This window comes from Actinospica sp. (assembly GCF_035552695.1).
Taxonomy (GTDB): Bacteria; Actinomycetota; Actinomycetes; order Streptomycetales; family Catenulisporaceae; genus Actinospica.
In genome coordinates this window covers 1-18,924 of sequence record NZ_DASZKT010000135.1, presented here as the reverse complement: position 1 = coordinate 18,924, position 18,924 = coordinate 1, and the positions used below count along the sequence as shown (strand labels likewise).

The 18,924-nt window shown below is 68.6% G+C and carries 19 protein-coding genes and 1 pseudogene; 9 read left to right on the top strand and 11 right to left on the bottom strand.

Annotation, left to right across the window (positions count from 1 at the left end; all coding sequences use genetic code 11):
- Positions 1 to 52 precede the first annotated feature (52 nt).
- Positions 53 to 658 (bottom strand): MFS transporter, encoded by a 606-nt coding sequence (locus tag VG296_RS17395; RefSeq protein WP_325566790.1) that lies wholly within the window; start codon positions 656 to 658, stop codon positions 53 to 55.
- A gap of 585 nt (positions 659 to 1,243) precedes the next feature.
- Here VG296_RS17395 and VG296_RS17390 point away from each other — a divergent pair.
- The gene (locus tag VG296_RS17390) at positions 1,244 to 5,437 is read left to right on the top strand and encodes a choice-of-anchor D domain-containing protein (RefSeq protein WP_325566789.1); all 4,194 of its coding nucleotides are present in this window, start codon (positions 1,244 to 1,246) and stop codon (positions 5,435 to 5,437) included.
- Positions 5,438 to 5,785: 348 nt separating this feature from the next.
- On the opposite strand, the gene VG296_RS17385 is transcribed toward VG296_RS17390, so the two are convergent.
- Positions 5,786 to 7,798, bottom strand: a complete 2,013-nt coding sequence (locus VG296_RS17385) for a glycosyl hydrolase family 28-related protein (protein ID WP_325566788.1) — start codon at positions 7,796 to 7,798, stop codon at positions 5,786 to 5,788.
- A gap of 197 nt (positions 7,799 to 7,995) precedes the next feature.
- Positions 7,996 to 8,574, bottom strand: coding sequence for a hypothetical protein (locus VG296_RS17380; RefSeq protein ID WP_349259597.1), 579 nt, complete (start codon positions 8,572 to 8,574; stop codon positions 7,996 to 7,998).
- Between the two features lie 45 nt (positions 8,575 to 8,619).
- Here VG296_RS17380 and VG296_RS32930 point away from each other — a divergent pair.
- Together VG296_RS32930 and larC are read left to right on the top strand one after the other, a co-directional pair.
- A pseudogene (locus tag VG296_RS32930) lies at positions 8,620 to 8,859 on the top strand (1-(5-phosphoribosyl)-5-amino-4-imidazole-carboxylate carboxylase); the annotation flags it as partial.
- The gene (gene larC, locus VG296_RS17375) at positions 8,856 to 9,167 is read left to right on the top strand and encodes a nickel insertion protein (protein WP_325566786.1); all 312 of its coding nucleotides are present in this window, start codon (positions 8,856 to 8,858) and stop codon (positions 9,165 to 9,167) included. The pseudogene VG296_RS32930 and the gene larC, both read left to right, overlap by 4 nt.
- Here larC and VG296_RS17370 read toward each other — a convergent pair.
- The 5 genes from VG296_RS17370 to VG296_RS17350 all read right to left on the bottom strand — a co-directional run bounded on the left by VG296_RS17370 (position 9,164) and on the right by VG296_RS17350 (position 12,342).
- Positions 9,164 to 9,340 carry an MbtH family protein gene (locus tag VG296_RS17370; RefSeq protein WP_325566805.1) on the bottom strand — a complete coding sequence of 59 codons (177 nt, stop codon included), beginning with the start codon at positions 9,338 to 9,340 and terminating at the stop codon, positions 9,164 to 9,166. The genes larC and VG296_RS17370 overlap by 4 nt on opposite strands.
- 191 nt (positions 9,341 to 9,531) lie before the next feature.
- Positions 9,532 to 10,560 (bottom strand): FKBP-type peptidyl-prolyl cis-trans isomerase, encoded by a 1,029-nt coding sequence (locus tag VG296_RS17365; protein WP_325566785.1) that lies wholly within the window; start codon positions 10,558 to 10,560, stop codon positions 9,532 to 9,534.
- 179 nt (positions 10,561 to 10,739) lie between these two features.
- Positions 10,740 to 11,168 (bottom strand): NAD-binding protein, encoded by a 429-nt coding sequence (locus VG296_RS17360; RefSeq protein WP_325566784.1) that lies wholly within the window; start codon positions 11,166 to 11,168, stop codon positions 10,740 to 10,742.
- Positions 11,066 to 11,542, bottom strand: a complete 477-nt coding sequence (locus VG296_RS32925; protein ID WP_349259598.1) for an NAD(P)-binding domain-containing protein — start codon at positions 11,540 to 11,542, stop codon at positions 11,066 to 11,068. Before VG296_RS32925 ends, VG296_RS17360 begins: the two co-directional genes overlap by 103 nt.
- Before the next feature lie 335 nt (positions 11,543 to 11,877).
- Complete coding sequence (locus VG296_RS17350) at positions 11,878 to 12,342, bottom strand: TetR/AcrR family transcriptional regulator (protein ID WP_325566782.1); 465 nt, start codon at positions 12,340 to 12,342, stop codon at positions 11,878 to 11,880.
- A 37-nt stretch (positions 12,343 to 12,379) separates the two neighbouring features.
- On the opposite strand from VG296_RS17350, the gene VG296_RS17345 reads away from it, so the two are divergent.
- The 6 genes from VG296_RS17345 to VG296_RS17320 all read left to right on the top strand — a co-directional run bounded on the left by VG296_RS17345 (position 12,380) and on the right by VG296_RS17320 (position 17,292).
- Positions 12,380 to 12,955, top strand: a complete 576-nt coding sequence (locus VG296_RS17345; RefSeq protein WP_325566781.1) for an SDR family NAD(P)-dependent oxidoreductase — start codon at positions 12,380 to 12,382, stop codon at positions 12,953 to 12,955.
- A gap of 135 nt (positions 12,956 to 13,090) precedes the next feature.
- Positions 13,091 to 13,969: an ABC transporter ATP-binding protein gene (locus VG296_RS17340; protein WP_325566780.1), complete on the top strand. Its 879-nt coding sequence runs from the start codon at positions 13,091 to 13,093 to the stop codon at positions 13,967 to 13,969.
- Positions 13,966 to 14,718: an ABC transporter permease gene (locus VG296_RS17335; RefSeq protein ID WP_325566779.1), complete on the top strand. Its 753-nt coding sequence runs from the start codon at positions 13,966 to 13,968 to the stop codon at positions 14,716 to 14,718. The genes VG296_RS17340 and VG296_RS17335 overlap by 4 nt, the downstream gene beginning before the upstream one ends.
- Before the next feature lie 20 nt (positions 14,719 to 14,738).
- Positions 14,739 to 15,914, top strand: a complete 1,176-nt coding sequence (locus tag VG296_RS17330; protein ID WP_325566804.1) for a sensor histidine kinase — start codon at positions 14,739 to 14,741, stop codon at positions 15,912 to 15,914.
- Positions 15,911 to 16,558, top strand: a complete 648-nt coding sequence (locus VG296_RS17325; protein WP_325566778.1) for a response regulator transcription factor — start codon at positions 15,911 to 15,913, stop codon at positions 16,556 to 16,558. Before VG296_RS17330 ends, VG296_RS17325 begins: the two co-directional genes overlap by 4 nt.
- Positions 16,559 to 16,608: 50 nt before the next feature.
- Complete coding sequence (locus VG296_RS17320; RefSeq protein WP_325566777.1) at positions 16,609 to 17,292, top strand: alpha/beta fold hydrolase; 684 nt, start codon at positions 16,609 to 16,611, stop codon at positions 17,290 to 17,292.
- Positions 17,293 to 17,363: 71 nt separating this feature from the next.
- On the opposite strand, the gene VG296_RS17315 is transcribed toward VG296_RS17320, so the two are convergent.
- From VG296_RS17315 to VG296_RS17305, 3 genes are read right to left on the bottom strand one after another with little or no spacing between them, the layout of a single operon-like run.
- Complete coding sequence (locus tag VG296_RS17315; protein ID WP_325566776.1) at positions 17,364 to 17,591, bottom strand: hypothetical protein; 228 nt, start codon at positions 17,589 to 17,591, stop codon at positions 17,364 to 17,366.
- A 35-nt stretch (positions 17,592 to 17,626) separates the two neighbouring features.
- On the bottom strand, positions 17,627 to 17,749 hold the full coding sequence (locus tag VG296_RS17310; protein WP_414641106.1) for an SDR family oxidoreductase: 123 nt from the start codon (positions 17,747 to 17,749) through the stop codon (positions 17,627 to 17,629).
- A gap of 28 nt (positions 17,750 to 17,777) precedes the next feature.
- Positions 17,778 to 18,647, bottom strand: a complete 870-nt coding sequence (locus VG296_RS17305) for an SDR family NAD(P)-dependent oxidoreductase (RefSeq protein ID WP_325566774.1) — start codon at positions 18,645 to 18,647, stop codon at positions 17,778 to 17,780.
- Positions 18,648 to 18,924 lie beyond the last annotated feature (277 nt).

The window sequence follows — 18,924 nt, the reverse complement described above, 5'->3', positions numbered from 1 at the left end:
CAGGTCGGGCAGCTCAACTGTTTTCCTCGGCTGCCGACGAACCCGGTCCACGTCATCCGTGAGACTGGACCGCGCCCGGGTCGGCCTCTCGGAAGAGGCGCCTGGAAAGCAGTGCGAGGGCCAGCACCATCACGCCGCCGACGTAGAGGTAGTCGGTGGCCGGCAGGCCGACCGCGAGCGACGCCGCGCAGAGCCCTGAGCCGATGGTGGCGCCGCAGTACGCGATGCCCCGGCATGCACCGGAGACGCGGCCGATCATCGAGCTCTCACAATGGTTCTGACGATACGTGCGCCAGCACACGTTGAACACGAGGCCGAAGGTGATGTTCAGCGCCTGCGCCACCGCGACCAGCCACGTCGTCGGTGCCGCGGCGAGAAGCAGCCCCGCCGCGCCGATGCCGGCCAGACCGAGCCCCATACCGCTCAGCAGGCCGAGGCGAGCGGCGATTCTGCGCACCACGAGGGAGGTGAGGAATGCCGCCAGTCCGCCGCTCGCGAAGACCAGGCCGGTGACGGCGCTCGAGGCTCCGAGCGATTGCCGGAGCCGAAAGACGACGAGGACCTCGAATCCGCCGAGAGCGATGTTGTTCATCGTGCTCAGCGCCACTCCATAGCGCAGCTTGCCGGTGCGCCAGAGATAGGCCAGTCCTTCCCGCACCGAGTCGAGCAGAGCTCGGTAGTCCGAGGGCTCTGCGGGGACGGCGGAGGCCTCGACACCGCGAGCATCGGCCGGCGCTCCCCATGACGCCTACGTCCGGATCGGTGTACCCGATGCGATGAGAGTCGCCCAGTCGATGAAAGTGGCTGCTCCAGCGCTGCGAGCATGAGTTCCGGCAGCTTGTCGACCGGGTGATCGGAAATTTGCGATCCTCTGACGGGACTCGAAGGAGCGTGCGTAAACGCGAAGCACCTGCTCAGGCTTGATCGATTACTGATCGCCTCTGCTGAGACGGCCCGTGCGCAATGATTTGCAGGGTGTGTCGTGCATATTACGAAAGTTTCTTGCGACTCTTGCGGCCATGTGTCCGAGGTCCTACTCTCTGCCACAGCAGCCGAACCCACCGGAGCCTCCACCCGAAACGCCGGGAGACTGCCCTGGCAGTCGCCCGCGCCATTCTCCTGTCTCCCGCGGCCGCCCCCCTCTCGAACCGCGGCGGAGGGGACGGGGATCAGTACCCTGACGGGCGCCTCAGCGACGTCGCGGCGGTCGAGGTTCGCCACGACGTCAACCAGGGAAGCACTGATGAGACATTCCGTCCCGCCCGCGCAGCCACCGTCCTCCCGCCGCCGCTCGCGCAGGCTGATAGCCATGTGCACGGCGGCGGCCACCGCGTTCGCCGGCCTCATGCTGGTGATCGTGCCGGCGCCCGCCGCGCTGGCGGCGGCCTCGACCGCCACCGCGTACCAGTCGCCGGGCACGCCCTCGCCGAGTGTGGCGGGCGCGACCACGCCGTTCACGACGTATCAGGCCCCTGAGGGTCAGCTCGGCGGCGGGGCGAGCGTGGTGTCGCTGACCTCCGCGCCGACCTCCGAGTACGACAGCCCGCAGGGCGAGGCCACCGGGCACGCGTACGTGCAGCTGACCGGGACCGGGCAGTCCGTGCAGTGGACCAACGACACCGGCACGCCGGTCGACTTCGTGAACATCCGCGCCTCGATCCCGGACTCGTCGGCCGGCGGCGGGATCACCGCGACCCTCGACCTGTACGTCAACGGCACCTTCCGCCAGGCGATCAACATGAACTCGATCCAGACCTGGCAGTACGAGGGCAATGGAAACTACAGCTCATCCGTCCCCGACCAGAAGGCCTCGGACGGCGACCCGCGCGATTTCTGGGACGACTTCAACGCCTTCGTCACCGGCAGCGCGATCGCGCCGGGATCGACGGTCTCGCTGGTGAAGGACTCCTCGAACACCGCGTCGTTCTACTGGGTCAACTCGATCGACCTGTTCGACGCGCCCGCACCGCTCACCCAGCCCGCGAACTCGATCTCGATCACCAGTTGCGGAGCGACCGCCGACAACACCCCGACCAACGGCACCGCCGCGGCCGGGGCGACGGACAGCACGGCTGACATCCAGAACTGCGTGAGCCAGGCGGAATCGCAGAACAAGATCCTCTGGATCCCGCAGGGCACGTTCTACGTGATCGGCACGCAGAGCATCCCCATCTCCAACATCACCATCGAGGGCGCCGGTTACCTCTACAGCGAGCTGTATCGGGACACGCCGTTGCCCAACAGCACGCCTCTCGGCTCGCTGCTGCAGTGCACCTCGTGCCACATCCAGGACTTCCACATCGACACGAACTCGCTCAGCCGCGGCGAAGCGGACGGCGGCGGCGGTGCTGAAGACACCACCGGCACCAACTGGTCGATCGAGAGCATGTGGGTCCAGCACGTCGAGTCCAGCGTGTGGGCCTCCGGGACTGGCGGCACCGTGGAGAACAACTACTTCACCGACATCTTCGCGGACGGCTGCAACATCAACAATGTGTCCTTGACCGGTACATCGGGCAGCAACATCACGGTCGAGAACAACTTCATCAGAGGCACCGGAGACGACGCGATGGCGATCAACTCGGTCGCCAACAACGGGTCGACGACGTACACCGCGATGTCGAACATCACGATGGAGCACAACTCGCTGCTCGCACCGTGGGCCGGCAAGGGAATCGGCGTCTACGGCGGCTCAGGCCATCATGTCGAAGACAACTACATCGCGGACACCGCACGCTACATCGGTCTCGGCGTCGGGCGCTTCGGTACCAACGGCAGCGACATGACCGGCGCGAACGTCTCCGGCAACGTCGTCGTCCGCTCCGGCGGCAACGCCTACTTCCAGGGCCAGCCGGCGATGCAGATCGGCAATGGCGGCGACGGCCAGAACGTCGGCGTCGTCTCCAATACCGTCGCCACCGGCAACACGATCATCAATCCGGTCTACGACGGGCTCGACTTCTCCACATCGACCAGCACCACGCTGTCGGGCAATCAGATCATCAACCCGTGGCGCAACGGCATCGTGATCTCGCCGCAGTACTACCCGGCGCCCAGCGGAAACGCCACCATCACCGGAAACTCGGTCACCGGGCTCGCGTCCGGCATGTCCGCCTTCCTCAACGACTCCAGCGGCTTCACCGCGACGACGAGCGGCAACAGTTGGCAGAACGGCACGGCCGAGGCGCCCTACGGCGGCACCTCCGCGGCGGTGCCAGGCACGGTCCAGGCGGCGAACTACGACGCCGGCGGGCAGGCCGTCGCGTATTACGTCAGCTCCGTCAACGGCACCGACACCGCCTATCGGTCCGACGCCGTGGACCTGGAGAAGACCTCGGACACCGGTAGCGGCGACGATCTGGCCTGGACGGCAGCCGGCCAGTGGTTCAAGTACACGGTCAACGTCGCCACCGCCGGGACCTACACCGTGAACATCCGCGCCGCTTCGACGAGCGGTGTATCCGATGCCTTCCATCTCACGGACTCCGCTGGCAACGCCCTGACCGGCGCGGAGGCCATCCCGGCGACAGGCGGTGCACAGACGTGGACCACGGTGTCCGACACCGTGACGCTGTCCGCCGGCCAGCAGACCATCACCGTCGACCAGGACAACTCCGGCTGGAGTCTGCACTACCTGGCCTTCTCCACCGGTGTGTACACCACGCCGAGTGCACTGAGCTTCGGCTCGCTGGCAGTCGGTCAGACCAGCTCCGCGCAGAGCGTGTCGGTGCTCAACCCGACCAGCTCAGCCGCGGCGGTCTCGTCCATCGCCGTCACCGGGCCCTTCGCCGAGACGAACAACTGCGGCTCCTCGATCGCGGCGGGCGGCTCGTGCACGGCCAGCGTGACCTTCACCCCGACCGCCGCCGGCGCGCAGAGCGGAACTCTCACGGTCACGGCCGGAGGCGTCACCAGCACGACCACCCTCTCCGGCACGGGCACCGCGCCGGGCCCGGTGCTCGGCGCCTCCCCGGGCGCATTGAGCTTCCCGAACGAGGTCGTCGGCACGGCCGCGCCCTCGCAGACCGTCACGGTGAGCAACTCGGGCACCAGTTCGGCGACGGTGTCGTCCGTCGCGGTGACCGGCCCGTACACCGAGACCAACAACTGCTCCACCGTCGCGGTCAACGGCTCCTGCACGGTGACGGTCGGATTCACCCCGACGGCCAACGGTGCCAACCCGGGCACGCTGACGATCACCAGCAATGCCAACAACAGCCCGACCACGGTGACGCTGTCCGGCAGCGGCATCGGCTCGAGCACCAACCTGGCACTGGCCGGGACGATGACGGCGAGCAGCAGCGCGTCCGGCTTCCCGGCGTCGAACGCGAACGACGGCAACACCAGTTCGTACTGGGAGAGCCTGGACGGGTCGGCCTATCCGCAGACGCTGACCGCGAACCTCGGCCACTCCTACCCGCTGGGTTCGGTGACGCTGACTCTGCCGCCGTCCACCGCGTGGTCGACGCGCACTGAGACGCTCTCGGTGCTCGGTTCGGCCAACGGCACCACTTACACCACGCTGGTTCCCTCCGCGAACTACACCCTCAATCCGGCGACGGGCAACACGGTGTCGATCAACCTGCCGTCCGGCACGAACGATCAGTACCTTGAGCTGTCGTTCACCGCGAACACCGGATGGAACGCGGCCCAGGTCAGCGAGTTCGAGATCTTCCCGGCGGCCGGCTCGGGCAACGGCTCCCCGAGCGCCACGCTCTCGGCCTCGCCGAGCTCGCTCTCCTTCGGCAACCAGAACACCGGCACGACCAGCGCCGCGCAGAGCGTGACGATCTCCAACACCGGTACGGCGGCGGCCTCGATCAGCTCGATCTCCACCGCCGCGCCCTACGCGGAGACCAACACCTGCGGCGGCTCGCTCGCGGCAGGCGCGACGTGCACAGCCTCGGTCACCTTCGCGCCGACCGCGACCGGCTCGAGCACCGGGAGCCTCTCCGTCGCCAGCAACGCGAGCAACAGCACCCTGACGGTGGCGCTCTCCGGCACCGGGACCGCCTCGAGCACCGACCTGGCCCTGAACCGGCCGGTCACCGCCTCGAGCTCCACCCAGAACTACGCGCCCGCCAACGCGGTCGACGGCAACACGAGCACGTACTGGGAGAGCGTGAACGGATCCTGGCCCGCCACCTACACCGTGGACCTCGGCTCGACCACCACGATCGGCAGCACGGTGCTCGACCTCCCGCCGTCCTCGGCCTGGCAGACGCGCACCCAGACCCTCTCGGTGCTCGGCTCCACGAACGACTCGACCTGGGCCACGCTCGCGGCTTCGGCCACGTACACGTGGAACCCGTCGACCGGCAACACCGTGACCATCACTCTCCCCTCGGGCACGGCCGAACGCTACGTCCAGCTCGACTTCACCGCGAACAGCGTGCAGAACGGCGCGCAGATGTCCGAACTGGAGGTCTTCTCCTGAGCAGAAGGTCTGCGCGGTATCCCGCTGCGCCGCCGCAAATCCTCGAACGACGGATTGCCGGCCTGAACCTTCAGCGCTCGAAGCGCCGCGATGAATTCGGCCACGCTCGTCGGCATCGGCGCCGCCACATGGGCGGCCGGTGGGTCGTCGGAACCGGTTGTGATCGACAATCTGGTACGCCCCCATGCCGGATCTGACTATCGGCACAGGCTATCACCGAATGTTCGGGCATGATTCGAAACAGCCCTACATGCCCGTGAGCCGTTGTGCGGGGCCGGGCGCGAGGGTGGCGGCTGCCCGGGGATGCCGAGCAGCCGCCACGATTGCTTCAGCGGGTCTTGCTACCGGTCACCAGGCCGAGGGCGCCGGCGGCGGAACCACCGTCGGACGGTCGTCGCAGGTGATGGTGTTCGGCAGTTCCCACGAGGCCAGCCAGGGCCCGGTGGTGCCGCCGCCGGTGTTGCCGCCGAGGTCGGTCAGCGAGAACTCCGACCCGGCCGCGGTGAAGTTGAACGAGCCGCAGTTGTTGACGCCGACGGCGCCGACGTTGCGGGCCACCACGTTCTGGAAGGTGGCGTTGCCGGACGACCGGGCGCTGACCACGTCGGTCCCGGTGCCGTCCACCTTGATGTTGCTGAAGTGGACGTTCGTGATCGAGTACTGGTCCTTCACCGAGAAGTCGGACACCAGCATCATCGCGTCGTAGGTGTTGTCGAGGAAGTTGTCCCCGGTGACCTCCACGTCCGCGTTGATGCTGCCCTGCAGCGCGTACAGCCAGATCGCGCCCAGGCCGATCTTCCAGTTCAGTTCGAAGGTTCCGGCGCGCACCGTGGTGTTGTTCGTGATCCACAGGTGCCCGGTGAAGGGAACCGCGTTGAACCGGGTGCCGACCTGGATTCCGCTGCCCTCGCGCTGGGGGTCGGCGACGAGGTTGTTGGAGATCGTGTTGTCCGTGCCGCCGTAGACCGCGATCCCGTTCGCCAGGTTCGGCGTCTGCACGGTGTTGTGGTCGAACGTGTCGTTGGAGTCCGCGGTGACCTCGGACCACATCGCCAGCGCGTCGTCGCCGGTGTTGCGGATGAAGTTGTTCTGCACCAAGGAGTTCGTGACCCCGGTGTGGAAGTTGATGCCGTCCGCGATCTGGTCGGCGATCTGGTTGTTGGTGATCTTCAGATTGGTCATCGGGCCGTCGAACCACATGCCGACCTTGGTGTGCTGGATGTAGAGGCCGTCGATGGTCGAGTTGCTCAGCGATCCGCCGACGCCGTTCACCTGGTCGGTGTCGATGCGCTCACGCACATCGCCCTCGATGGCGAAGTCGGACAGGTGGACGTTCGTGCTGCCGCCCTGGTTCGCGTACAGACCGTAGAAGCCCACGCCGGTGTGGATCGAGCCGTCGGGGGCCGGTGTGCTCAGGGTGACCTGGTGCCCCTTGAAGATCGTGTACCAGCTGCCCGCGCCCTCGATCGTCACGTTGTCGACGATGATGTGCCGGTTCACCTGGTACGTGCCCGGCGGGACGTACACCGGCCGGTGGACCTTCTGCGCGAACGCGATCGCCGCGTCCATGGCGGGGGCCGAGTCCCGTCGGCCGGTCGGGTCGGCGCCGAACAGCAGCGCGTTGACCGCGAACGGGTCGAACTTCGGCGGGGCGACGAGCTGACTGTCCATCACGTCGATGGTCGTCGCCGCGGCACCGGCCGGGACGGTCAGCCGGAGCTTCTCGCCCGCCTGGTAGGTGCGGCCGAGCAGCAGGCGCTGCTCGTCGTAGTAGTGCTGCGGCCGGAACGGCGTCGGGAAGACGGGCTCCGGGGTGGTCTGGTCGGGAACGCAGCTGCACTCCGTCGTCCACCAGTCGGGTTCCAGCGGCCCGGCGGTCGGGTCGTTGGAGAACGGATACTCGTTGTAGAGCCATGCGTACTGCGAGGTGAGCGCCATGGTCTGGTGGCCGTGGCCGTTGACCGTGACATCGAGCGGCGAGGTGATCCCGCCGCCGTTCGGCGCGTCGGGGATGCTGTACCGGACCGTGATCGCGTTCGTCGTGGCGGGGAGCGTGAACTCGACGTACTGGCCTGGCTGGAGCGTGACCGCCTCCCTGCCGGTCGCCTCGGACGGCAGCGTGTACGCGTCCGTGGACGGCCCGATGATCGTGCCGTTCGTGGCCGCGTTGAACGCGTTCTGCTCGATGAACCCGACGTCGGCGCCCCTCCCGGCGACCAGCGACGGGTCGATGGCCGCGCGGGTGACGACGGGCGCCTGACCGCTGGCCACCGAGTCGGCCTTCGCCGGGCCCCCGAGCAGGACACTGAGTCCCACCGCGGCAGCCGTGGCGGCGGCGACTCCTGTGGTGCTCCGTGACATTTGAGTGCTTCTCTCTCGTGCCGATGGAACCGCTGTTACTCGCGGCGAAGGAACGGAACGCCATGAGGTGAGGGGACAGTACGTCTCGCGCGGTGCTCCTAGCAAGAGGTGTTCGTGAACTATTTTCGGTACTGTGATCTCGAAAGTGCGCCAACCGATCAGTCTCTTGCATGAACTCGCAAGGACTTGCAGTTAGTCTAGGGGACGTGGCCGACCGAGCCGGTGCGGTGGGCGGTCAGCAGCCCGGGCCCGGCCAGCGTCGCGTTGATCGAGCGCAGAGCGCCGAGCAGCAGTTCGGGCAGCTCGGGCTCGGCTCGCACGGCGGCGTGGGCCGAGGGATCGAGCTCTACCCGGAACGCGTCCCGAAGTATCCGGACCCTGAGATCGCTCACTGGGATGCCCTGCCCGGCCAGGAAGTCGCGGACCTGCTGCTCGGCGCGCTCGACCACGCCGAGCAGCGGGACACTGACGGTGACGCCCGCCTGGATCCTGGAGGCCAGACAAGCCGGCAGCGACCGCACCATGGCCTTGTCGAGGCCTGCGATGACCAACGGCTCGACGACTCCGAGCTCACCGGCCGCGCGCAGCCCGGGGCGGTGCGGCGCCGCGCGGTCGTCGGTCTGCGTGCCGGTGGCCACGTGTGCGAAGCCGCGTTCGTCCGCGATCGACCGCGCGGTGGCCAGGACCGTCGACTTGCAGAAGTAGCAGCGGTCGCCGAGGTTGCGGCGGTAGCCGTCGAGCTCGGTCTCGTGGGTGGCCGCTTCGATGAGGGGCACGCCGAGCTCGGCCGCCGTCCGGCGTGCGTCGGCCAGTTCGCGCCGGGCGCGCTCGCGAGCGTCGTGTCGGGGCTGGTGGCCGCTCCGGTGGTGGGCGGTGCCGACCAGCGTCGGATACGGCGTGAGCGCCGGCGGCCTGGCCGCGGCGGCGCGATGCTGGCCTCCTGCGCGCCCGGTCTCGCGGTCGTCGACATCGACAACGGGTTCGGCGCCGCGGTCCACGCGGCGAAGATCCTGCGTGCCGCCGTCGCGGTGGAGGGCAAATCTGTGGAGGGGAAGGCTTGAGCACGGCGGCCTTTCTCGACTGCGTGCTCGGAGTCGCCGGGGACATGCTGCTCGGCGCGCTCGTCGCGGCCGGAGCGGATCAGGATGCTGTCGCCGACGCCGTCGCGTCGCTCGGGATCGAGGGCGTGTCGGTGCGTTTCGCGACGCCGGACGCGCTTAACCATGCATCCGCAAAGGCCGCTATTGGTACGAGGGTGCTGATTCGCTATTCGTCCTGCTCAGAAAGAGCGGCGAGTCACACGCATCACTCCGTCAGCGCTGCCCTCACTTCGAATAGCCGACGCCACACATCGCAGGGGTCTTTTTAAGCCCTCTGAGACTCTGAAGGATCAGCGATCATCGAAGTGCAGCCCCGGGCTGAGCCGAACGTTACCGTCCATCCCGCCGGGACATCGATCTGCAGCGGCCACAATGAATGCTGATTCTCTTCGTTCACCAGCACCAGGAACTCGGCGTCTTCGTCCTCGAACGGGTTGGCTATGTCCTAGCCCCTCGCGTAGAGGATCGCAATCGGATCCGATAGTGCGAACACCTACGCCGATCCTCCCGTATCCGGAATCTTCTCGCAACCGTCCCTGAGACGCGATTGATTGCGTACGCGCTGCTGCCCGCCGGAGCTTCCGGCGGGCAGCAGCGCGTCGCATGCAGAGTCGAGAAGCTGACGCGTCTGGGCTAAATCGCTGCGACGATGTCGACCACGAACACCAGCGTGTCGCTGGCGCCGATGCCCGCTGAGGACTGGCCGCCCGAGGGCCCGTAACCGAGCGAGGGCGGGACGACCAGCAGCACCCGGTCGCCGACGTGCTTGCCGACCAGGCCCTGGTCCCAGCCCGGGATGACCGCGTTCTCGCCGATCGCGGTGGTGAAGGCCGTCTTCCGGGTGAACGAGGAGTCGAAGTTCTTCCCGGTGTTCCAGTCCACGCCCGTGTACTGCATCACCAGGGTCTGCCCCTTGGCGACCGTCGGTCCGTGCCCTTGGATCAGCACGTTCGCGACCAGGTTGGCGGGCGGCTTGACGCCCGTGGGGATATTCACGGTCGGGTTGCCCGCGCCCGGCTCGCCGACGATCTTGGGGAGCGAGGCGTCGGTCTGCGAGCTCATGGTGCCGGTGATGTCGGCGTTGCCCGGATAGCCGGCCACCACGTCGAGCACGAAGACCAGCACGTCGTTGGGGCCGACGCCGGCCTGGGAATTGCCCTGGCTGCCGAAGGCGTCGGCCGGCGGGGCCACCACCTCGATCCGGCTGCCCACCTTCGCCCCGGTCAGCGCGGTGCTGAAGGCGGGGAGCGTCGAACTCGAGCCGATCTGCAAGCCCTGGGGCTGCGCCACGGCCTGACTGGCGGAGGCGTAGGTGTCACCCAGCTTCTTTTTCTGCGACCAGTTGTAGACGGTGTAGTTGGCCACCGCCAATTCGCTGTTCGCCAGCACCGGCCCGCTGCCGGCCACCAGGACCTTCGTCTCCAGCTTGTTCGATGGTGTCGACCCCTGGGCCGGAGTGATCACGGCCGCCTGGCCGACGGCGCCCGTGACCGAGGGCAGGGTCGCGGTGGCGGCGGGAGCCGGAGCGGACGACGAACCGCAGGCCGCGCTCAACAGGCCCACGGCCAGCACGGCCGGCAAGGCGAGCTTCGCGCGCAGGTAACGGCGCGGACGGGCGGCGGACGTGGGCCCCGGCGCGATACGGGTAGCTTCTTCTGGCACTTGCCCACCTTATGCCCTGCGCGTCCGGCACCGAGTCCGCACACTCGCGAGCACCGGACGCCAACCAGCCGAGGGCGGACGGCGCCCAGTCCCGCAAGCGGGAGGGATCCAGTGTGCCCGTCGCGCTCCGCCGGAGATGCTTCGAGCACTGAGATGTCAGGAGTGGATCTCGCCGTGTGTTACTTCGCGTCGTTGGCCGCGATGACGGAGAGGTCGTCGTTTCCGTGCCCGGCGCGGACAGCGGTTTGCAGTGACTCGAAGACGGTGGCGATCGCGGGCAGCGGGTACTGGCTGCTGTGCAGCATCAGCCTCAGGTCCTTGGCGAGCAGATCGGCGGAGAACTGTGTGTCGTCGAAGGTGCACGCGGTGATCACATCGCCCTTGATCGCCTTGATTCCGGCGAACAAGGTCAGGTCGAGTGTGGACAGGATCTCCTCGGTGCCCAGGTCGTTGGAGTGTCCGAGACGCAGCGCTTCGACCAGCCCCTGCGTGCTCAGCGCCACCGTCAGGTTCGCGATGAGCTTGGCCACCGCGGCCTTCGCCGGTGACTCGTAGGTCTTGATTTTGGACGTGTCGGCCCACACGGCGATCTCCCGGGCTCGGGCCACCGCCTCCGGGGCGCCGCCGAGGAGAACGCCCAGCTCCGAGCGCGCGCCGGCGGGAGCGAACCGATCACGGGGGCGTGCACGTAGGCAACACCTTGTGCCTGTGCCCACGTGTCGAATGACGTCGCGTCAGCGGGGGAGATGGTAGTGACGTCGATCCACAGCGCTCCGTGGGCAATAGGCAGCCCGGCATCCACAACAACCTCACGGACCGCATCCGGGCCGAACAACGCGGTAATGACGACTTCCGCGCCATCGACAGCGTCGGAGGCCGTCGCCGCGGCCAAGGCACCGAGATCCGTCAAGGGGACGGTCGCGCTGCGGGTCCGATTCCACACCGTGACGTCATGGCCGTCGGCGACGAGATGGGCGGCCATCTCCCGGCCCATGCGGCCGAGACCGAGGAACGCGATCTTCATGATCATCACCTTTCAGGGAACGGGTCACTGGCGATCAACGTGCTGATGGCACATCTCTGAGCCAGGTGACTCTGAGCCACGTGACACATGGCCGCACACATGGCCCGCACCGCCGACACGAGGAGACGTAGACGCTCTCCGCCTACCGATGACTGGTTACGAACTCCACCCTGGCGCTGGTCCATCCGCGGTGTCCACGACCTAATCCGTCGGCTGTAATACCCTTGAGGCATCTAAGCGGGTTTCTTGATGTCTGCGGCGCGTCGAGTGCACGCGGTGCGAGTTCCGTGGGGTCAGGTCGTGCCGAGGCCACGTAAGAAGGTGTCCGCGATGAGGTCGGCGGCCTGTGGGGGATCTACTGCGGGGAACTCGTGGGCGACGCTGTCCACGAGTGCGTCGAGGGCTGCGCGTTCCCAGGCCGGATCGATGTCGGCGCGCAGGTAGCCCGTGTCGCGGGCGCGCTGGATGAAGGCGCTCAGGCGCGCGCTCTGCGCTTCTCGGCGGGTGTTCGCTTCGGGGTCCTTCTGCATCATGCGGCGTGTGTCGACGGGCCACTCCCGGCTGACCGGGATGATTCCCTCCAGATAGCGGTGGAGGGCGATCGACACCGGCGCCTCGGTCAGCCGCGCCTCGTCCAACACCCGCTCGGCCGAGTCGAGCTTGGCCTGGAAGACGGCGCGCAGCAGCGCCTCCCGATTCGCGAAGCGGCGATGAAGGGTGGTGCGGTCGACGCCTGCTGCTGCGGCAATGGTTGCCATCGGTGTGCCAGGGTCCTCCGCCAGGAGGCGGGCCCCCGTGCGCAGGACGGAGGCCAGATTGCGGGCGGCCGTCAACACGGTGCGCGCAGTCCTAGCCGAAATGCGTCCACGGCGCGCGGGCCACATCATCAACGTCTCGACCATCGGTGGCCGCCGGGCCCAGCCCGGGCTCGGCGCCTATCAGGCCTCGAAATGGGCGCTGGGCGGCTTCACGGAGATCCTCGCCCGCGAGGTGGCACCGCTGGCGATTCACGCCACGCTCGTCGCGGCCGGAGGAATCCGCACGGCCTGGGCGTCCTCAGCGGTGTCGGTACCGCACCTGCGCGAAGAGTACGACGCGACGGTCGGCGAGTTCGTGCGCGCCTACAGCCTGAACCCCGATGTCCAGCGCGGAGATCCGGCGAAGATGGCGCACGCGATCCTGCGGATCACCGAGGAACCCCAGCCCCCGGTCCGACTGCTTCTCGGCTCGGACGCGGTGTGGCTCGCGCCGCAGATCGCCCGAGCCCGCGCGCGGGAGGACGCCGCCTGGCAAGACCTGAGCCTGTCCACCGACCGCGACGGGCTCGCCGATTTCGCGGACACAGCGGTCGCCCGCATGGTCAAGCCCTAAGCGCGTATCCGCGAAGTTCACCTCCGAATAAGCGCTCTTCATCGGGTGCCCGCGCCCGGCGTACTCCCCACGTCGTATACACGACGCACCTCCCACCCGACGCGGCCGGTGGCCTGCCTGCCGGATGGTGGACGCATGGATACAGCGATCTCCGTCCAAGCGGTGACCAAGCGCTACGGCGCTCTCGTCGCCGTCGACGATGTCACGCTCGACATTCCCCGCGGCCGCACCGTCGCCCTGCTCGGACCCAACGGCGCCGGCAAGTCGACGACAGTCGCCATGCTGATGGGGTTGACCGAGCCCGACACCGGTTCGGTCACTGTCGGCGACCGGCCGCCTCGCGCCGCCGTGGCGGCCGGAGGCATCGCCGCCATGCTCCAAGACAGCGGGCTGATGCCCGGGGTGACCGTCGCCGAGCTGATCGAGTTGGGACGGCGCCTGTACCCGGCCCCGCTTTCCACCGCTGAGGCGTTGGAGCTTGCCGGCCTCACCACTCTTTCCCGGCGACGGGTGGACCGGCTGTCCGGCGGTCAGGCCCAGCGGGTCAAGTTCGCGCTGGTGGCCGTAGCCAACCCGGAAACCATGCTGCTGGACGAGCCGACCCGGGCTCTGGACGTGCAGGGCCGCCGCGAGTTCTGGACGGCGATGCGCGCCTACACGGCCTCCGGCCGGACGGTGCTGTTCGCCACCCACTACCTGGAAGAGGTCGAGGAGAACGCCGACCGGGTCGTGGTGATGGCGCGCGGCCGGATCGTGGCCGACGGTACCCCGGCGGAGCTGCGGACCGGCGCCGGGAGCGCCATCGTGCGATTCCGCCTGCCGGTCGATGCCGCACGGCCGGTGCTGCCCGGCACCGTGACCGTCGACGACGGCTGGGTGACCGTGCGAACGGATGACCCGGACGCGGCCGTGCGCGCACTGGCCTCCGGCCCGCATCGGTGGCAGGACCTCAGCGTGATCCCGCCAAGCCTGGACGACTCGTTCCTGCGACTCACCACCGAGGAGCCCCGATGACCTGGTACTACTTCCGCCTGGAATGCCTGCGCATGCTGCGGGATCCGCGATACCTCGCGATGGCGGTGATCACGCCCGTCGGCTTCTACCTGCTTTTCGCAACGATCTTCGGCAAGGATCCGGCGAAGCCGGGAGAGCTGAAGGGAACCATCGAGATCATGGTGGCGATGGCCGCGTACGGCGGGATCTGGGGCGCCCTGTCCGCGACCGGTCCGCGGATCGCCCACGAGCGCAGCAGCGGCTGGCTCGAGCAGTTGCGCTCGATGCCGCTGGCGACCCGTCAGGTGATGGCGGCCAAACTCGCGGCCGGGATGGTCGTGGCGCTTCCCGCGCTCCTGCTGGTGTGTGCAACCGGGGCGGCATTCAAGGGCGTGGGGCTGGACGCCTGGCAGTGGGCGGCGATGGCGGCGGCGATGTGGGTGGGCTGCTTGCCGTTCGCCCTTCTCGGTATCGCCATCGGGTACGCGGTGGGCGGCGAGACGGCGTTCCCGTTGAGCTACGCCGTTTATCTCGCGATGTCCATCCTCGGCGGCCTGTGGGTGCCGCCCAGCGTATTGCCGGCCTCGTTCCGGACGGTGGCCGACGCCCTGCCCACCTACCGCCTGGCCGATCTCGGCTGGCATATCGCCGGCGGAGGGGCGCCCGCGGCAGCCGACGTGGCCGTGCTGGCCGGCTGGACCGTCGGCCTCGGCCTGCTCGCCACCTGGGTCTACCGCAGGCCGCGCCGATCAGCTGCCGCCGCAGCCTGACCACGTACGCTGCACTCGTGATGCCGCGATCGCAGATCCGCGCCGAACTGGCACTGACCGGTTCGGTCGCGGTGTTCGCCTGCTTCGGCGTGTGGACCGAACTGCACTTCGCCACCCGCCCGGTGCCACCCGCCTTCGGCGCCTACCTGCTCACCCTCGGCGCGGCCGGGTGCCTGCTGCAGAGCCGCCGCCGGCCGCCAGGTCGTGTTCGGAAAGTATCGCCGGGTACGACGCTACTTTCCAAACACGCCCTGGCCGCCACCGTCGGCTGCCTGCTGTGCTGCCTCGCCTACCACCTGGTCGGCTATCCCGGCTTCGCCCCGGCCCTGCTGTTGTTCCTCGGCTGCTACACCCTGGCCACGTACCGCGGTCTCCGCTATGCCCTGGTCGTGGCGGCCGCGAGCTGGCTGGTACCGACTCTGCCGCCGAACGCCCTGTCCTGGTACGACTTTCCCGTGTCGATGCCGGCCGTGGGCCTGGCCGCGGCGGCGGTAGCCGGCGAGGCCGCCCGCAAACGCCGGATCGGGCACGAAGAACAGGTTCGCCAAGCCGCGTCGACCGCAGAGGCCCACCTGGGTCGCCGCCTCGCTGAGGAAAGGCTGCGCATCGCACGCGAACTGCACGACGTGCTGGCACACACGATCTCCGTGGTCGCGGTGCAGAGCAGCGTCGCCCTGGACACCATGACCGACAGCCCGGACCAAGCCCGCGAGGCGATGCTCATCGTGCGCGGGGCCGCCAAGCAGGCGATGCCCGAACTACGGGCCACCCTCGGCCTGCTGCGCGGCAGCGGCGCGGCCGACGCCCGCCCGCAGCCGGGCCTGGCCCAACTGCCCGAGCTCGTCGCGCAGGTCCAAGACGCCGGCCTGGACGTGGAACTGTCGGTCGATCAGGACCTTGACGAGGCCTCCGCCCTGCTTCAACTCACCGCCTACCGCATCGTCCAGGAATCCCTGACCAACGTCATCCGGCACGCCTCGGCCCGACGCGCCACGGTGGCCCTCCGGCACGAGCAGGACGCTCTCACGATCGAGGTCGCCGACGACGGTCGCGGCGCACCCGCCGGCGGTGCTCCGGGCTTCGGCCTGGTGGGCATGCGCGAGCGGGCCGAGGCCCTCGGCGGCGAACTGCACGCGGCAGCACGCCCCGAAGGCGGTTACCGCGTCCTCGCCCGACTCCCCTGGGAGGCACCGTGATCCGCGTCCTGCTCGCCGACGACCAGGCCCTGGTCCGCGCGGGCTTCCATGCGCTGCTGGCCAGGACCGCGGACATCGAAGTGGTCGGCGAGGCCACCGACGGCATCGAGGCGATCGAGACGGCCCACCGCGTCCGCCCCGACGTGGTGCTCATGGACGTGCGCATGCCGCGCCTGGACGGCATCGCGGCCACCGCCCGGATGTGCTCCGATCCGATGCTCTCAGCCACCCGCATCATCGTGGTGACCACCTTCGAACTCGACGAATACATCCACAGCGCACTACGCGCTGGAGCCAGCGGATTCCTGCTCAAGGACGTGGAACCCGACGAACTGCGCCGCGCCGTACGCGTCGTCGCGCACGGCGAGGCGCTGCTCGCCCCCAGCGTCACCCGCCGGCTCATCTCCGAATTCACCCGCCGCACCCGATCCTCCGAGAAGGAGGGTCGGCTCGCCCTGATCACCGACCGGGAACGCGAGGTGGTCGCGCTGGTGGGCCAAGGCCTCAACAACGAAGAGATCGCCGCAAGCCTGTCCATCAGCCCGGCCACCGCGAAAACCCACGTCTCACGCGCCATGACGAAGCTCTCGGCCCGGGACCGGGCACAACTCGTCGTCTTCGCCTACGAATCCGGACTGGTCTGACCCTCACCAAGCCGGACCACCCAAAGCACTCACACACCCGGAGGACAGTAGTGAGCACTTTCGTCCTGGTTCCCGGCGCCTGCCACGGCGGCTGGTGGTACGAGCCTCTCGCACAGCTCCTCGAACAGGACGGGCACGCGGCCATTCCGCTGACGCTCGCGGGCCTCGAGCACGAGCCCCGCCTCGATCGGCTCATCACACTGGCCACGCACGTCGACCAGGTGGCCGCGAGCGTCCCGGAGGATGCGGACACCGTGCTGGTCGGCCACAGCTACGCCGGCTCGGTGATCACCGGCGTCGCCGACCGGTTCCCCGGGCGGATCGCGGCGCTGGTGTACCTCGACGCCTTCCTGCCCGAGACCGGCGACTCGTGCTGGTCGCTGACCAACGACGATCAGCGCGCCTGGTACGTCGCCGGATGCGCGCGCACCGGTTACGGCGTGGACCCGCTGCCGTTCTTCGACCGACGAGCCCGACCGCAGCCGGTCGCAACGCTCCTTCAAGCCCTCGAACTGACCGGCGCCTGGCGCGATGTGCCGACCAAGCACTACGTCGCCGCGAGCTGGCCGGGCGAATCACCCATGACCCTGTCCACCCGCCGGGCCGAGGCCGATCCGACGATGGCCGTCCACTACTGGAACACCCGGCATAACGTCATGGCCGAGGGCCCGGACCTCGTCCTGCAGTTGCTCCGAGCCCTCCCCGGCTACGCCGCCGAGCGCGCAGAACCCTGATCCTCCGCACCCTCGCTCCGCGTCGTCCGGCACGGCAGTCGGCTCGGTGTCCGGCATGTCGTTGTCTGTCCTCATTTTTCTTTGTCGTTCTGTCCGGTGGTCGGGGCGTACACGAGGGCGCGCACCGGCCCGTGCCGGGTCGGGACGGTCGCAGTCGTCGGTTTCGCGGTCGGTTCGGTGGCGAACTGCAGCTGCGGCGAGCGGAATACCAGGGGCATCATCACCCTGGTGATCACCTGCAGTTGGCGGGCCTTGAACGCGGCACGCCGGTCGATGTGAGGGTGGTCGCGTCGTGGCATGTCAAGAGCCTCAACTCGAGTCGGGTCGAGCGCGCTCAGGCGAGGAAGCCGCCGTCGACCGCGAGGTGGGCGCCGTTGATGTACGACGCGTCGAGCGAGAGCAGGAACGCGACCGCGGTGGCGATCTCCTGGCTCATGCCGACGCGCTTCATGGGGATGCCGCGCTCGACGACTTCCCGTCCGGGTCTAGCGGGCGGCGGGCAGGTCGACCGGGTAGTCGGCGCCGGTGTCGGCGGAGGCGGACACGGCCTGCCAGGCGCTCGCTTCGGTGATCTGGCTGCGGGAGTAGTCCAGGGCCATCGCGACCGCTCCGGCGCCGAGCAGCAGGTGGCTGGGCAGGTTGTCGGCGTGTACGACGCGTACGAGGATTTCCGCGGCCCGGTCGGGGTCGCCCGCTGCGACGTTGCCGCCGCGCAGCAGTTCGCCCATGGCGCCGACGGTCTGGCGGTAGTCCTGCGGCACGTCCTCGACCTGCATGGAGGCGCCGGCCCAGTCGGTGGCGAAGCCGCCCGGCTCGACCACGAGGTAGCGGATGCCGAACGGTGCGGTCTCGGCCGCGAGGACGCGGGTGAACCCGTCGACGGCGAATTTGGCCGCCTGGTAGGAGCCGAGCCCGGGGGTGTGGCCGACGCGTCCGCCGATCGAGGAGAACTGGATCACGATGCCCGCGCCCTGCTTCTTGAGCAGCGGCAGAGCGGCCTTGGAGACGTTGTAGACGCCCCAGAAGTTAGTGTCGAACTGGCGGCGGAAGTCGGCCTCGCGGGTGGTCTCGACGGGTGCGAGGTTGGCGTAGCCGGCGTTGTTGACCAACACGTCGATCCGCCCGAACTTCTCGAGCCCGGCGGTGAGCGCGGCCTCGGCCGCGGCGGCGTCGGTCACGTCCAGGGCGACCGGGAGCACCCGGTCGCCGTACTTGGCGGCCAGCTCGGCGAGCTGTTCGGGCCTGCGGGCGCTCGCCACGACGTTGTCGCCGGCCTCGAGGGCGGCGACGGCCAGGGAACGGCCTAAGCCGCGGGAGGAACCGGTGATGAACCAGGTGTTCGGCTGTGTAGCCATGGCTCTAGTACAACACCGTTTCGGCCCGTACTGCAATCCAGTTGCAGTACGGGCCGAAAATCGGCCATCTACCACAACTTAATTGTGTTAGAGTTTGAGAGACTCAGTCGTACTACAACGAGGTTGCGGTAGGCTGGTATGCTTGGACGGTGACCGATCTCGCCTTCGAACGTGCCCGCACCCCCGAGGCCAAGCGTGCCCGGCAGGAGACGATCCTGGCCGCCGCCGCTCGGCTCGCCGCCGCCGGCAGCGTGCGCGAGGTGACCGCGAGCGCCAT